14 protein-coding genes are annotated in these 12607 nt (G+C 60.9%); 8 read left to right on the top strand and 6 right to left on the bottom strand.

Going from position 1 to position 12607, the window contains the following annotated elements; translation table 11 throughout:
• The 8 genes from JFU37_RS00290 to JFU37_RS00255 all read left to right on the top strand — a co-directional run bounded on the left by JFU37_RS00290 (window position 1) and on the right by JFU37_RS00255 (window position 4759).
• On the top strand, window positions 1-330 hold the full coding sequence (locus JFU37_RS00290; protein WP_201111731.1) for a DUF6388 family protein: 330 nt from the start codon (window positions 1-3) through the stop codon (window positions 328-330).
• A 28-nt stretch (window positions 331-358) separates the two neighbouring features.
• Window positions 359-1063 carry a YoaK family protein gene (locus tag JFU37_RS00285; protein ID WP_201111729.1) on the top strand — a complete coding sequence of 235 codons (705 nt, stop codon included), beginning with the start codon at window positions 359-361 and terminating at the stop codon, window positions 1061-1063.
• A 224-nt stretch (window positions 1064-1287) separates the two neighbouring features.
• Complete coding sequence (gene tusD, locus JFU37_RS00280; RefSeq protein WP_201112593.1) at window positions 1288-1680, top strand: sulfurtransferase complex subunit TusD; 393 nt, start codon at window positions 1288-1290, stop codon at window positions 1678-1680.
• A 1-nt stretch (window position 1681) separates the two neighbouring features.
• Window positions 1682-2044, top strand: a complete 363-nt coding sequence (tusC, locus tag JFU37_RS00275; RefSeq protein WP_201111727.1) for a sulfurtransferase complex subunit TusC — start codon at window positions 1682-1684, stop codon at window positions 2042-2044.
• Window positions 2044-2337, top strand: a complete 294-nt coding sequence (gene tusB / locus JFU37_RS00270) for a sulfurtransferase complex subunit TusB (RefSeq protein WP_201111725.1) — start codon at window positions 2044-2046, stop codon at window positions 2335-2337. The genes tusC and tusB overlap by 1 nt, the downstream gene beginning before the upstream one ends.
• On the top strand, window positions 2334-2669 hold the full coding sequence (locus JFU37_RS00265) for a TusE/DsrC/DsvC family sulfur relay protein (RefSeq protein WP_201111723.1): 336 nt from the start codon (window positions 2334-2336) through the stop codon (window positions 2667-2669). Before tusB ends, JFU37_RS00265 begins: the two co-directional genes overlap by 4 nt.
• Window positions 2666-3667, top strand: coding sequence for a glycosyl transferase family protein (locus JFU37_RS00260; protein ID WP_201111722.1), 1002 nt, complete (start codon window positions 2666-2668; stop codon window positions 3665-3667). The genes JFU37_RS00265 and JFU37_RS00260 overlap by 4 nt, the downstream gene beginning before the upstream one ends.
• A 90-nt stretch (window positions 3668-3757) precedes the next feature.
• The gene (locus JFU37_RS00255) at window positions 3758-4759 is read left to right on the top strand and encodes a glutathione S-transferase family protein (RefSeq protein ID WP_201111719.1); all 1002 of its coding nucleotides are present in this window, start codon (window positions 3758-3760) and stop codon (window positions 4757-4759) included.
• Window positions 4760-4875: 116 nt separating this feature from the next.
• Here the strand turns inward: JFU37_RS00255 and cysG are convergent, their stop codons facing one another.
• The 6 genes from cysG to JFU37_RS00225 all read right to left on the bottom strand — a co-directional run bounded on the left by cysG (window position 4876) and on the right by JFU37_RS00225 (window position 12506).
• A complete protein-coding gene (gene cysG / locus JFU37_RS00250) occupies window positions 4876-6270 on the bottom strand; it encodes a siroheme synthase CysG (RefSeq protein WP_201111717.1) in 1395 nt (464 codons plus the stop codon).
• Window positions 6271-7551 (bottom strand): serine--tRNA ligase, encoded by a 1281-nt coding sequence (gene serS / locus JFU37_RS00245; protein ID WP_201111715.1) that lies wholly within the window; start codon window positions 7549-7551, stop codon window positions 6271-6273. It abuts the gene before it with no gap.
• 15 nt (window positions 7552-7566) lie between these two features.
• The gene (gene crcB, locus JFU37_RS00240; protein WP_201111713.1) at window positions 7567-7941 is read right to left on the bottom strand and encodes a fluoride efflux transporter CrcB; all 375 of its coding nucleotides are present in this window, start codon (window positions 7939-7941) and stop codon (window positions 7567-7569) included.
• Window positions 7941-9263, bottom strand: coding sequence for a replication-associated recombination protein A (locus JFU37_RS00235; RefSeq protein WP_027925133.1), 1323 nt, complete (start codon window positions 9261-9263; stop codon window positions 7941-7943). The genes crcB and JFU37_RS00235 overlap by 1 nt, the downstream gene beginning before the upstream one ends.
• Before the next feature lie 145 nt (window positions 9264-9408).
• Window positions 9409-10032: an outer membrane lipoprotein chaperone LolA gene (gene lolA / locus JFU37_RS00230; RefSeq protein ID WP_201111711.1), complete on the bottom strand. Its 624-nt coding sequence runs from the start codon at window positions 10030-10032 to the stop codon at window positions 9409-9411.
• Between the two features lie 65 nt (window positions 10033-10097).
• Window positions 10098-12506: a DNA translocase FtsK gene (locus JFU37_RS00225; RefSeq protein WP_201111709.1), complete on the bottom strand. Its 2409-nt coding sequence runs from the start codon at window positions 12504-12506 to the stop codon at window positions 10098-10100.
• Between the last annotated feature and the right edge of the window lie 101 nt (window positions 12507-12607).

Raw genomic sequence — 12607 nt, 5'->3', positions numbered from 1 at the left:
ATGGCGGCAACCGAACAGCAACACGAGCAGGCGCTGAAGACGTTTCTCGATGCGCGCCCTGAGCTGCGCGCTGAGCTCGACAACCTCAATCCGCTGTTGGCTCAAGCCAAGGGCGAAACGGCGGCGCAGTACCGCGACGAGCGCTTGCACGAAGCCTTCGAAGCCGAGGCCGAGCGTCTGGGCTTGTTTGCCTGGGAACTGACGCTGCAGCTGACGGCGACCACGGCCGAGGACTATCAGGCCCAACGCCTGGAAGTGCACAAGGAAGTGGCCGAAATGGCCGGCATGGACTGGCTGGAGTATTGCGAGTTATATGGACTAAGCAAGTAACCGTCACCGCTCAAGGATGCCAACACCGATGCTGCCTTCACTCTCCAGTCACCGCGCCAGTCCGGGTCATCTGCACACGCAGAAATGGCGCGGACGCATCGGCCTGTCGCTGGTCGCCAGCCTCTCGGTGCTCGCCGGCATGACCGACGCCATCGGTTTCATGGCCAGTGGCGATTTCGTTTCGTTCATGAGCGGCAACACCACGCGCCTTGCTGTCGCGATCAGCGACGGCAACGTCGGGCTGACCTTGCGCCTGCTGGTCCTTGTGGCCACTTTCATCATCGGCAATGCCGTGGGCATCGTCGTCAGCCGTCTCGGCGGGCGGCGCGCGCTGCCCTTGTTGCTGTGCATCGCCACGCTGCTCTGCGGCGCTGCAGCCTGGCCTTATGACGAACAACTGCCGGCGTTGCTGGCGGCGATCATTGCCATGGGCATGCTCAATGCGGCGGTGGAAGAAGTGAACGGCCTGCCGGTCGGCCTCACTTACGTCACTGGCGCCCTGTCGCGCTTCGGCCGTGGACTGGGGCGCTGGATGCTCGGCGAGCGGCGCAATGGCTGGCGGGTTCAGCTGATCCCCTGGACGGGCATGTTTGCCGGCGCGGTGCTTGGCGCTGTGCTGGAACATCACCTTGGGCTCAAGGCGTTGTTTGCCAGCGGGTTGCTGGCGGGTGCACTGGGGTTGCTGTCGCTGAAGATTCCGCGGCGTTGGCAGTTGGGCTACATGCCGCGTTAAGCGGAGACTACCAGTCCCCTTTGTAGGAGCGAGCTCGCTCGCGATGGTCGTCAACGATAACGCTGCAAACCTGACACCCCCAGGCGTTCTCAGGGTTTTCGCGAGCGAGTTCGCTCCTACAGGGGATGGTGTACAGCAGGTAGATTGCCTTCACGGCAAACACCCCTTCGCCGCGTTGGCGATAAAGCTTTATCATGGCCGCAGTTTTGCTGATCGAGTCCGTCATGAAGTTCGCCATCGCGCTGTTTTCCGCCGCCCATGCGCCCTCCTCGCGCCGCGCCTTGTTGTTCGCCCAGGCCGCGCTGGCCGGCGGGCATGAGATTGTCCGGCTGTTTTTCTATCAGGACGGCGTCTACAACGCCTCCGGTAGCGTGGTCACGCCTCAGGATGAGCTGGACCTGCCCAAGCAATGGCGTGCCTTTGTCATCGAACACCAACTGGACGGCGTCGTCTGCATCGCTGCCGCCCTGCGCCGAGGCGTATTGAATGAAGAGGAAGCCGGACGTTATCAGCGTGAAGCCGTTGCGGTGAGCGCGCCGTGGGAATTGTCCGGCCTCGGCCAGTTACATGACGCGGTGCAGGACGCTGACCGCCTGATCTGTTTCGGAGGCGCTTGAAATGCCTAAATCCTTGCTGATCATCAGCCGTCAGGCGCCATGGTCCGGGCCGAACGCACGGGAAGCGCTGGACATCGTGCTGGCCGGCGGCGCCTTCGATTTGCCGATTGGCCTGCTGTTTCTCGATGACGGGGTGTTCCAGCTCGCCACGAAACAGGACGCCAAGGCCCTGCAACAGAAGGACCTGAGCGCCAACCTGCAAGCCTTGCCGATGTTCGGTGTTGAAGACCTGTTTGTCTGTGGCGACAGCGCTGCAGCCCGCGGTCTGGACCCGAAAGGTTTGGCGCTCGAAGACGCTCAAGTGTTGGCCGCCCTCGAAATCACTGCACTTATTGACCGCTACGACCAGGTGATCACCCTCTGATGTCGACTTTGCATGTGTTGTCTCATTCCCCGTTCGGCGACGATCGCCTGACCAGTTGCCTGCGCGTCATTGGCGCAAACGATGCCCTATTGCTGACGGGCGACGCGGTGTATGCCTTGCAACCGGGCACCGCCCCCTTCAATGCGCTGAACGCCCGGCGCCCGACGTTGTTCGTACTGGCCGAAGACGCCCAGGCTCGCGCTCTGGATATTCCTGACACGGCCAAGGCTATCGATTACCCGGCCTTCGTCGAGCTGTCGATTCACTACGACAAGGTCAACAGTTGGCTATGAATTCCCTCACGGTCGGCGCTCGCGCCATCCCGTTGGACAAGGACGGATTTCTGGTCGAACTCAGCGACTGGTCTAACGACGTGGCCACCGCCCTGGCCGCCGCCGAAGGCATCGAATTAAGCCCCGAACACTGGGAAATCCTCGAACTGCTGCGCAGCTTCTACGCCGAATTCCAGCTGTCCCCGGCCACCCGCCCGTTGATCAAGTACACGGCAACGAAGCTGGGCCCGCTCAAAGGCAACAGCCTGCACCTGAACCGACTGTTCAAAGGCACCCCTGCCAAACTCGCCGCGAAACTGGCGGGCCTGCCCAAACCGACGAATTGTTTATGACCGACTATCCCGCACTGACCCTCGAAACGCCCGCCGAGCACCCGTTCGCCCAGTTCGTGCGGATCCTCGGCAAAGGCAAACGCGGCGCCCGCGACCTGACCCGCGAGGAAGCCCGCGAAGCCATGGGCATGGTGCTCGACGAGAAGGTCGAGGACACCCAGCTCGGCGCGTTTCTGATGCTGTTGCGGCACAAGGAAGAAAGCGCCGAGGAAATGGCCGGGTTCACCCAAGCCTTGCGTGAGCGTCTGCACGCCCCCACGCTAAATGTCGACCTGGACTGGCCGACGTACGCCGGCAAGAAGCGCCACTTGCCGTGGTATCTGCTGGCCGCCAAGTGCCTGGCGCAAAACGGCGTGCGGATTTTCATGCACGGCGGCGGCGCGCACACGGCGGGTCGGCTGTACAGCGAACAACTGCTGGACGAATTGAAGATCCGGTTGTGCCGTAACTGGCAACAGGTCGGATCGGCACTCGATAACGGGGGGCTGGCGTTCATGCCGCTGGTGGATTGGGCGCCGCAACTGCAGCGCATGATCGACTTGCGCAATACCCTGGGCCTGCGTTCGCCGATTCATTCGCTGACGCGGATTCTCAATCCGTTGAACGCTCGCTGCGGCCTGCAAAGCATTTTCCACCCCGGCTATCAGGCTGTGCATCGCGATGCCAGCGGCTTGCTCGGTGACACCGCGATTGTGGTGAAAGGCGATGGTGGCGAGATCGAAATCAATCCGGACACCGACAGCCACTTGTACGGCACCACCGGCGGCGAAAGCTGGGATGAGGAATGGCCGCAGCTGTCGAGCCAGCGCCACGTCAAACCCGCCTCGCTTGAGCCTGAGCATTTGAAAGCCGTGTGGCGCGGCGATGTGGTCGACAGCTACCCGCAAATGGCGCTGATTTCGACCATCGCCCTGGCCTTGCGCGGCCTTGGCCAGGCTCGTGAACAAGCCTTCAAAACCGCGCAGCAGTATTGGGACGCCCGAGACAGATCGATTTAACCGATCATAACCGCCCAACCTTTGCGCTATTTGTTCGAACCTATGCGCATAGACTCGGTTCCAACGCTTATCGGTTGAGGAGTCTTGGACATGGGTTTGTTAGTTGAAGGTCGCTGGCATGACCAGTGGTACGAAAGCAGCAAAGATGGCGCGTTCCAGCGTGAACAGGCGCAGCGTCGTAATTGGCTGACCGTCGACGGCGCGCCTGGCCCGAGCGGCGTCGGTGGCTTTGCCGCCGAGGCCGGTCGCTATCACCTCTACGTGTCCCTCGCCTGTCCGTGGGCCCATCGCACGCTGATCCTGCGCAAACTCAAAGGCCTCGACAGCCTGATCGACGTCTCGGTGGTCAGCTGGCTGATGCTGGAAAACGGCTGGACCTTCGACCAGAACCTCGGCTCGACCGGCGACAAGCTCGACCACTTCACTTTCATGCACCAGCGCTACACCGCCGATACCGCCGACTACACCGGTCGCGTCACTGTGCCGGTGCTCTGGGACAAACAGCAGAATCGCATCGTCAACAATGAATCGGCGGAGATCATCCGCATGTTCAACAGCGCGTTCGATGGCCTGACCGGCAATGAACTGGACTTCTACCCTGCCCCCCTGCGCGGCGAAATCGACGCACTGAACGAACGGATTTATCCGGCGGTGAACAACGGTGTCTACCGTGCCGGGTTTGCGACCTCGCAGAAGGCGTATGAAGAGGCATTCGATGGGTTGTTTGCAGAACTGGATCGACTGGAAGCGCTGCTCGGCGCCAATCGCTATCTGGTGGGCGAATACCTGACCGAGGCGGACATTCGGCTGTTCACTACGCTGATTCGCTTTGATGCGGTGTATCACGGGCACTTCAAATGCAACCTGCGGCGGATTGTCGATTATCCGAACCTGTCGAATTGGCTGCGGGAGATCTATCAGTGGCCGGGGATTGCCGAGACAGTGGACTTCACCCACATCAAGCATCACTACTACGGCAGCCACAAGACCATCAACCCGACCGGGATTGTGCCGAAAGGGCCAGCGCAGGATTTCTCGGCTACCCATGATCGGGCGCGGTTGAGCGGGAAAGGGGTTTGGCGCAGGGCCTGAGAGGTGTGCAGGTTTTGAGGGCCTCTTCGCGAGCAAGCCCGCTCCCACATTTGATTTGTGTCGTTCACAAATCCCTTGTGGGAGCGGGCTTGCTCGCGAATGAGGCGACCCGGTTTTCAGACTTGCGCCTGAGCCCCTTCAAACCACGCCAATTTTTCGCGCAGTTGCACCACTTCCCCAACAATCACCAACGTCGGCGCATGCACTTCATGCTCCGCCACCAGCCGTGGAAGGTCGGCCAGGGTGCCGGTAAACACCCGCTGATTAACCGTGGTGCCCTGCTGAATCAACGCCGCCGGGGTATCCGCCCCGCGACCATGCTTGATCAACTGTTCGCAAATAATCGGCAAGCCCACCAGCCCCATGTAAAACACCAGGGTTTGCGCAGGCGCGACGAGGTCTGCCCACGGCAAATCAGTGGAGCCATCCTTCAAGTGCCCGGTGACGAAACGCACGGACTGCGCGTAATCACGATGCGTCAGCGGAATTCCGGCATACGCCGCGCAACCGCTGGCCGCCGTGATACCCGGCACGACCTGGAACGGGATGCCATGGGCCGCCAGCTCTTCGATCTCTTCACCGCCACGGCCGAAAATGAACGGATCACCGCCCTTCAACCGCACGACGCGCTTACCCTGTTTGGCCAGATCCACCAGTTGCTGGTTGATCTGATCCTGAGGCACGGCGTGATCGGCGCGACGCTTGCCGACATAGACCCGCTCGGCATCGCGACGGCACAAATCCAGAATCGCGGGCGCCACCAAGCGGTCGTATAGCACCACATCGGCTTGCTGCATCAACCGCAAGGCGCGGAAGGTCAGCAGATCCGGATCGCCCGGCCCGGCGCCCACCAAATAGACTTCGCCCGTGGAGACAGGGGCTTCGCCGTTGATTTTTGCCAGCATCAAACGCTCGGCTTCAGCGCCCTGCCCGGCCAGTTGCCGGTCGGCAATCGGGCCCTGGAACACATCTTCCCAGAATGCCCGACGCTGCTGCACATCCGGAAACAGGCGTTTGACCTGGCTGCGAAAACGCGCTGCCAGCCCCGCCAGTTGCCCGTATGAGGACGGAATCCAGGTTTCCAGTTTGGCGCGGATCAACCGCGCCAGCACCGGCGCATCGCCGCCACTGGAGACGGCAATAATCAGAGGGGAACGGTCGACGATCGCCGGGAAGATCACGCTGCACAGCGCAGGCGCATCCACCACGTTGACCGGCACGCAACGCCGATGAGCATCGGCGGACACCTGCGCGTTCAATGGCTCATCGTCGGTGGCGGCAATGATCAGCCCGCAACCGTCCAGATCCGCTTCGACGTAGCCACGCAACAGGCACTCGCCACCGCTGCCGACAACCAGCTCACGCAGTTGCGGTTCGATTTCAGGTGCGACCACCCGCAGCAGCGCACCGGCTTCGGCCAGCAGGCGGGATTTGCGCAAGGCAATCTCCCCCCCACCGACGACCAACACACGACTGCCGCGAAGGTTATGAAACAGCGGCAGATAGTCCATTTAGCCGATGACCTCAAGGCCACCCATATACGGTTTCAGCACGTCTGGCACACGGATCGAACCGTCGGCCTGCTGGTAGTTTTCCAGCACGGCGACCAAGGTACGACCGACGGCCAGGCCGGAACCGTTCAGGGTGTGAACCAGTTCTGGCTTACCGGTTTCCGGGTTACGGAAACGAGCTTGCATACGACGGGCCTGGAAATCGCCGCAGTTGGAGCACGACGAAATCTCGCGGTACTTGTCCTGGCTCGGGACCCACACTTCCAGGTCGTAAGTCTTGACCGCGCTGAAGCCCATGTCGCCGGTGCACAGTGCAATCGTGCGGTAAGGTAATTCCAGCAGTTGCAGGACCTTCTCGGCGTTGGCGGTGAGGCCTTCCAGCGCTTCCATCGACGTCGACGGTTCCACGATCTGGACCATCTCGACTTTGTCGAACTGGTGCTGACGAATCATGCCGCGCGTATCGCGACCCGATGCACCGGCTTCACTGCGGAAGCACGGCGTGTGCGCAACGAACTTGATCGGCAGCAGTTTCGAATCGACGATCTCGCCCGCCACGATGTTGGTCAGCGACACTTCAGCCGTCGGGATCAGGTACAGATCGGCTTCGCCTTCGCGAGCAATCTTGAACAGGTCTTCTTCAAACTTCGGCAGCTGCCCCGTACCTTGCAGCGCCGGCGCCTGGACCAGATAAGGCGTGTAAGCCTCTTCGTAACCGTGTTCGCTGGTGTGCAGGTTGATCATGAACTGCGCCAGGGCGCGGTGTAGACGGGCGATAGGGCCACGCAGCAGCGAGAAGCGTGCGCCGGACAGCTTGGCGGCGGTTTCGAAGTCCAGCCAGCCGAACTTCTCGCCCAGGGCGACGTGGTCCTGAACCGGGAAATCAAACGTGGTCGGGGTGCCCCAACGGCGTACTTCGACGTTGTCTTCTTCATCTTTGCCGACCGGCACGGATTCGTGTGGCAGGTTCGGGATGCCGAGCAGGATCGAATCCAGTTCGGTCTGGATGGCGTCCAGCTCGACTTTACCGGCACTCAGTTCGTCCGCCATGCGCTCGACGTCAGCCATCAACGGCGCAATGTCTTCGCCGCGCTGCTTGGCCTGACCGATGGATTTGGAGCGTGCATTACGTTCAGCCTGCAATGCCTCGGTGCGGGTCTGGACGGTCTTGCGCTGTTCTTCCAGCGCTTCGATGCGCGCAACATCCAGGGCAAAGCCACGGGATGCCAGGCGGTCCGCTACGTCCTGAAGGTTGCTACGCAACAGTTTGGAATCGAGCATGTCGGTCTCTCGTTATCAAAGTTTGGTCAAGGATAGGCCAGCCCAGGTGGCGAGCAGCCCGCCGAATACGCTAATGGCCAGATAACCGAAGGCTATCGGTGCCTGCCCGCTTTCCAACAGGCGCAGCGTATCCAGTGAAAAGGATGAAAAGGTCGTCAGACCGCCTACAAAACCGACAATCAGACCGGCGCGGATTTCGATCGGCACTTCCGGGCGCGTCAGAAACAGCCCGTAGAGCAAACCGATGATCAAGCAGCCCACCAGATTGACAGCCAGCGTCGCAAAATAAAAATGCCGGGGCCAGTTGGCGCTGACCCAGTTGCTCGCGGCGAAACGCAATAATGTACCAGCGATACCGGCCACGGACACCGCAAGAATAGTTCGAATCACTATTTTCTCCGCTGCCGGGGGCTTAAACGGTCAAGTTGTGCGAGGTGGTTAAGCTTCTCGCCAATCTTCAGCTCCAGGCCACGGGGCACCGGCTGATAAAACGGTTGTGGCTCAAGTTCTTCCGGGAAATAGTCTTCGCCAGCGGCGTAGGCATCCGGCTCATCATGGGCATAACGGTACTCGTCGCCATAACCCAGCTGTTTCATCAGCTTGGTCGGCGCATTGCGCAGGTGCAGCGGCACCTCCAGTGATCCGTGTTCGGTGGCGCTGCGCATTGCCGCTTTGAATCCCATGTACACCGCGTTGCTTTTCGGCGCGCACGCCAGGTAAGTGATGGCCTGGGCCACCGCCAGTTCACCTTCGGGGCTGCCGAGGCGCTCCTGCACTTCCCACGCGGCCAGGCACAGGCTCAGGGCCCGTGGGTCGGCATTGCCGATGTCTTCGCTGGCCATGCGCACCACGCGCCGGGCCAGGTACAGCGGATCGCAGCCGCCGTCGATCATCCGCGCGAACCAGTACAACGCGCCGTCGGGATTGGAGCCGCGCACCGATTTATGCAGCGCGGAAATCTGATCGTAGAACGCTTCGCCGCCCTTGTCGAAACGCCGGCGGGTATCACCGAGCAGACTTTGCAGCAAATCGACGCCGATCTCGCTGTTGTCCTCCGCCAGATCCGAAGCGTTTTCCAGCAGGTTGAGCAATCGGCGGCCATCGCCATCGGCGGCGGACAGCAGCATCTGGAAACCTTCATCGCTGAGGGTCAGTTGCCGCTTGCCCAGGCCGCGCTCTTCGGTCAGCGCGCGATGCACCAACTTGCGCAGCGCCGCTTCGTCGAGACTTTTGAGCACGTAAACCCGGGCCCGGGAAAGCAAGGCGTTGTTCAGTTCGAACGACGGGTTTTCGGTGGTCGCGCCGATGAAAATCAGCGTGCCGTCTTCAACGTAGGGCAGGAACGCGTCTTGCTGCGACTTGTTGAAGCGATGCACTTCATCGACGAACAGGATGGTGCGCTTACCGTACTGACCGGCCTGTTGCTTGGCGATTTCCACCGCCTGACGGATTTCCTTCACACCGGCCAGTACCGCCGACACCGTTTCGAAGTGCGCGTCCGAGACTTCCGCCAACAGGCGCGCCAAGGTGGTTTTACCCACGCCCGGCGGTCCCCAGAAAATCATCGAATGCAGGGCACCTTGCTCCAGCGCTTCGCGCAAAGGCTTGCCGCGAGCGAGCAGGTGTTCCTGACCGACGTACTCGTCCAGATTGGCCGCACGCAAACGGGCGGCCAAGGGCTGAGCTATCGGGGCACTGCGAAACAGGTCCATCACTGCTTATGAAACCTCACTGGGGTCCTGATGCCGATCGGTGTAGGAGCGAGCTTGCTCGCGATGAACCTGAGCACGCCGCGGGGTGTCAGGCTCGCAGTGTTATCGTTGACGACCATCGCGAGCAAGCTCGCTCCTACAGGTATTATTCCTGGATCACGTCGGCACCCTTGGGGATGTCGAACTTGAACTTGGACGCCGGAATCGGCTCGTTGGCCTTGACCCCGGTGAACAGGATATTGGTGCGCTGGCCGACGCTGTCGATCAGTTGCATGTCATTGACCAGGCCATTGCGGAACGACAGGCGCAGGCTGTCGAACAGGGTGTCCTTGGTTTTCGGCTTCAAGGTGAAGTCGATCACACCGCCCGCTTCCTTGGCGCTGATATCGAAGCTCTGGCTTATCTTGGACACGTCGCCGGACAGCAGCAGTGCCGGCGTCTGGGTCAGGCGCTGATCGAGGTTCTTGATGGTGACCTGCTCCAGATCCGGGTCCCACAGGGTCACTTTCTTGCCGTCGGAGACCATGGTTTGTTCAGCCGGCGCATTGGTGTGCCAGTAGAACAGTCCCGGACGCTGCAGCGACATGTCGCCTGCCGTTTCCTGCAACTGAGTGCCGCTGCCATCGAGCGTCAACTGCGAGAAACGCGCCGTCAGGGTCTTGGATTTTTCCAGCAGTTGGGTCAGACGTGCCACGTCCTTGTCATCGGCGTGGGCCGAGAGCGTGGTCAAAGCCAGTACCGGCAGCAACAGCATGCGGATAAGACGCATGGGAGTCCTCATAACATTCGTGGGAGTGCGGGCAGCGCATGGGCGCCACCCTTTTTCAATTCAAATCAGTCGCGCACCGGGCCAGGGGCCAGGACTTCACGCGAACCGTTGGTATTCATGGACGTCACGACCCCGGCCATTTCCATGGCTTCGATCATGCGCGCGGCGCGGTTGTAACCGATCTTCAGTTTGCGCTGAACCGCAGAGATGGACGCACGACGGCTTTCCAGAACGAACTGCACCGCTTCGTCGTACAGGGCATCGGTTTCGGCATCGTCATCGCCGCCACCGCCGCCATTCTCAAAGCCACTGCCCGCCTCTTCGACACCGGCGAGGATCTCGTCGTTGTATTCCGGCGCACCGCGCAGTTTCCAGGCTTCGACCACCCGGTGAACCTCGTCATCGGAGACGAAAGCACCGTGGACACGAATCGGCAGACTGGTGCCCGGTGGCATGTAGAGCATGTCACCGTGGCCCAGCAATTGTTCGGCGCCGCCCTGGTCGATGATGGTCCGGGAGTCGATCTTGCTCGATACCTGAAATGCCATGCGCGTCGGAATATTCGCCTTGATCAGACCGGTGATCACGTCCACCGACGGACGCTGGGTCGCGAGGATCAAGTGGATACCGGCAGCACGGGCTTTCTGGGCGATACGGGCAATCAGTTCTTCAACCTTCTTGCCGACGATCATCATCATGTCGGCGAATTCGTCGACCACCACGACGATGGTCGGCAGCTTGGTCAGCAGCGGCGCTTCGTCGTGAATGCTTTCGCGCTTGTACAACGGGTCGGTCAGTGGCGTGCCGGCGTCCTGGGCTTCCTTGACCTTGGCGTTGAAGCCCGACAGGTTACGCACGCCCATTTTCGCCATCAGCTTGTAACGACGCTCCATCTCCGCCACGCTCCAGCGCAGGGCGTTGGCCGCGTCCTTCATGTCGGTCACGACCGGGCACAGCAAGTGCGGAATGCCTTCGTAGATCGACAGCTCAAGCATTTTCGGGTCGATCATGATCAGCTTGGCGTCTTCCGGGCCGGACTTGAACAGGATCGACAGAATCATCGCGTTCACACCCACCGACTTACCGGAACCGGTCGTACCGGCCACCAGCAAGTGCGGCATTTTCGCCAGGTCGGTAATGACTGGTTTGCCGCCGATGTCGTGGCCCAGGGCCAAGGTAACCGGGGACTTGAAGTTGTCGTACTCCGGCGTCGACAGCACTTCAGAGAAGCGCACGATCTGGCGGTCTTCGTTCGGAATTTCGATACCGACGGTGGTCTTGCCCGGAATCACTTCCACCACCCGCACGCTGGTCACGGCCAGGGAACGCGCCAGGTCTTTCGCCAGGTTGGAAATGCGGCTGACCTTGACGCCGGCCGCCGGCTGAATCTCGTAGCGGGTAATCACCGGGCCCGGGTGAATCGAATCCACCGAGACTTCGACACCGAATTCCTTGAGCTTGATCTCCAGCAAGTGGCCAACCGCAGCCAGCGATTCAGGCGAATAGTTGAGTTGTTTCTTTTCGGCCGGGTCGAGAATCGAGATCGGCGGCAAGGTGCCTTCGACGGCGCTGTCGACGAACAACGGCGCCTGTTTCTCTTGTTCCACACGTTTGCTGGGAGCGGCGGGCTTGGGTGGCGCGGGCGCAATGACTGGCGGCACCTGTTTCTCGCGCTCGGACATGTGCTTGCTCAGCGCTTGCTCACGCTCGATCAGGCGCTCCTTGACCTTGGCCTGCTCCCGTTTGTCGGTAACGGTAGGGGCCACCACGTCATGGACGCGGTCGTCGACTTCACGCAGCTGTGCAACAAGCTGCTTGCGCTCGACACGGGCCGCCCACCAGCGGTTGGCCGCGCCCTGGAACAGTTCGAACAGGTCGAGGGTGATCTTGCCGGTGACGTCCATCACCTTGAACCACGACAGGTCGGTGAACACCGTCAGGCCGAACAGGAACAGGGCGATGAACAGCAGCGTGCTGCCCTGAATATTCAGGGCGTTCTTGGCCAGGTCGCCGAGGCTTTCGCCCAGCGCGCCGCCCGCGCCGGCCGGCAGGCCCGTGGCAGCATGAAAGTGGATATGCGCCAGCGCCGCGCCCGAGAGCACCAGGAACACCAGGCCGATCAGGCGCCAGGAGAACAACCAGCCGCTCCACTGCCACTGCTCGTGGCGTTGACGGAAGATCTGCCAGGCCTTGATCGCCAGCAACAACGGGAAGATGTAAGCAAAGTAACCCAACACCATGAACAAAATATCGGCGCTGTAGGAGCCGACCGGTCCACCGAAGTTCTGCACATCGTCGATTTTGCTGTTATGGCTCCAGCCCGGATCGTCCTTGCCGTAGGTCAACAAAGCCATCATCAGGAACAGGCACAAGCCGCCGATGGCGATCAATGCACCTTCCTTGAGTCGGTAGTGCAATTGTTGACGCCAGAGCGGGACGACGACTGTTTTAGGTGCTGCGGTGGATTTCTTCAAAACGCTTCTTTTCCTGCGCCTGTGGCGCGTCCATCTGTTGAATGACTATAAAAAACTGCCCAATCCAGGCAGGTAAAAAAAGTTAACAGGCGTAACTGGGA

Origin of the sequence: Pseudomonas sp. TH41 (genome assembly GCF_016650695.1) — a bacterium.
Taxonomy (GTDB): Bacteria; Pseudomonadota; Gammaproteobacteria; order Pseudomonadales; family Pseudomonadaceae; genus Aquipseudomonas.
This window is presented reverse-complemented; position numbering and strand designations above follow the sequence as displayed.

Coding starts and splice junctions, on each gene's coding strand:
- JFU37_RS00290 (WP_201111731.1), top strand. CDS start 1: ATGGCGGCAACCGAACAGCAACACGAGCAGGCGCTGAAGACGTTTCTC.
- JFU37_RS00285 (WP_201111729.1), top strand. CDS start 359: ATGCTGCCTTCACTCTCCAGTCACCGCGCCAGTCCGGGTCATCTGCAC.
- tusD (WP_201112593.1), top strand. CDS start 1,288: ATGAAGTTCGCCATCGCGCTGTTTTCCGCCGCCCATGCGCCCTCCTCG.
- tusC (WP_201111727.1), top strand. CDS start 1,682: ATGCCTAAATCCTTGCTGATCATCAGCCGTCAGGCGCCATGGTCCGGG.
- tusB (WP_201111725.1), top strand. CDS start 2,044: ATGTCGACTTTGCATGTGTTGTCTCATTCCCCGTTCGGCGACGATCGC.
- JFU37_RS00265 (WP_201111723.1), top strand. CDS start 2,334: ATGAATTCCCTCACGGTCGGCGCTCGCGCCATCCCGTTGGACAAGGAC.
- JFU37_RS00260 (WP_201111722.1), top strand. CDS start 2,666: ATGACCGACTATCCCGCACTGACCCTCGAAACGCCCGCCGAGCACCCG.
- JFU37_RS00255 (WP_201111719.1), top strand. CDS start 3,758: ATGGGTTTGTTAGTTGAAGGTCGCTGGCATGACCAGTGGTACGAAAGC.
- cysG (WP_201111717.1), bottom strand. CDS start 6,270: ATGGACTATCTGCCGCTGTTTCATAACCTTCGCGGCAGTCGTGTGTTG.
- serS (WP_201111715.1), bottom strand. CDS start 7,551: ATGCTCGATTCCAAACTGTTGCGTAGCAACCTTCAGGACGTAGCGGAC.
- JFU37_RS00235 (WP_027925133.1), bottom strand. CDS start 9,263: ATGGACCTGTTTCGCAGTGCCCCGATAGCTCAGCCCTTGGCCGCCCGT.
- lolA (WP_201111711.1), bottom strand. CDS start 10,032: ATGCGTCTTATCCGCATGCTGTTGCTGCCGGTACTGGCTTTGACCACG.